A 1,377-nucleotide genomic window follows, 5' to 3' on the forward strand; every position below is an offset into this window, starting at 1 on the left:
TCGGCCCGTTGCTTGTGATGGGTGCGGTCACCGTGTGATCCTTCGAGAAAGCTCTTCTACTTCTGACTCGAAATGATTTGGAGGCACAACGATGACCGCTCCTCATATTATCGACCCTGCTGGCATGCTTGGCGAGGCGTTGTCCCAGGCATCCCCAGATTTGATGCGTTCCTTGCTCCAGCACGTGATCAACGCGTTGCTATCAGCGGACGCTGATGCGGTGTGCGGGGCCCAGTGGGGTCAACAAGATCCGCAGCGTCACACCAGGCGCAACGGGTATCGCTACCGGCCCCTGGATACCAGGGTCGGCACCATCGACGTGGCGATCCCCAAGCTGCGCTCAGGCACCTACTTCCCAGAATGGTTACTGCAACGGCGCAAACGCTGTGAAACCGCGTTGATCACAGTGGTCGCTGACTGCTACCTGGCAGGAGTATCCACGCGCCGTATGGACAAGCTCGTCAGAACCCTGGGGATCACAGGACTGTCCAAGTCCCAGGTCTCACGGATGGCAACAGACCTCGACGAACACGTGGACCAGTTCCGCAACCGGCCCCTCCACGATGCCGGGCCTTTCACCTTCGTCGCCGCTGACGCACTGACCATGAAGGTGCGCGAAGGAGGACGCGTCGTCTCGTGCGCGGTTCTGGTTGCCACCGGAGTCAACAATGACGGACACCGCGAAGTGCTGGGGGTGCGCGTGTCCACCAGCGAGACCGCTCCAGCCTGGAAGGAGTTCTTCGCCGACCTGGTCGCCCGAGGCCTGACCGGCGTGCGCCTGGTCACCAGTGATGCCCATCTGGGCCTGGTTGAGGCCATCGCCGCCAACCTACCCGGAGCCACCTGGCAACGATGCCGTACCCACTACGCCGCTAATCTCATGTCCGTCACCCCCAAAGCACTATGGCCCGCTGTCAAAGCGATGCTGCACTCGGTGTATGACCAGCCCGACGCGGCATCGGTCAACGCTCAATACGACCGGCTCTTGGACTACGTCCACGACAAGCTCCCCGCCGTGTGTGATCACCTCGATCAAGCCAGGGCAGACGTCCTCGCGTTCGCGTCCTTCCCCACCGGGGTGTGGACCCAGATCTGGTCCAACAACCCCAACGAACGCCTCAACCGCGAAATCCGCCGCCGCACCGACACCGTGGGAATCTTCCCCAACCGACAAGCAATCATCCGCCTAGTCGGAGCCGTCCTCGCCGAACAAAACGACGAATGGGCCGAAGGCCGACGCTACCTCAGCCTCGACATCCTCACCAAATCACGACTCACACCACAACCCACCGGGCAGGAGGACACCCCACTCCAACTCAGCGCATAACCCAACCCGAAGGACACAAAACGATTACACCACTCCACAGGACTTGACCT

At 61.4% G+C, this 1,377-nt stretch carries 1 protein-coding gene; it reads left to right on the top strand.

From position 1 onward, the window contains the following. The first annotated feature begins 91 nt into the window (after nucleotides 1–91). Nucleotides 92–1,327: an IS256 family transposase gene (locus tag HMPREF2884_RS03420; protein WP_070615694.1), complete on the top strand. Its 1,236-nt coding sequence runs from the start codon at nucleotides 92–94 to the stop codon at nucleotides 1,325–1,327. Nucleotides 1,328–1,377: the final 50 nt, after the last annotated feature.

The organism is Rothia sp. HMSC073B08 (assembly GCF_001812975.1).
GTDB lineage: Bacteria > Actinomycetota > Actinomycetes > Actinomycetales > Micrococcaceae > Rothia > Rothia mucilaginosa.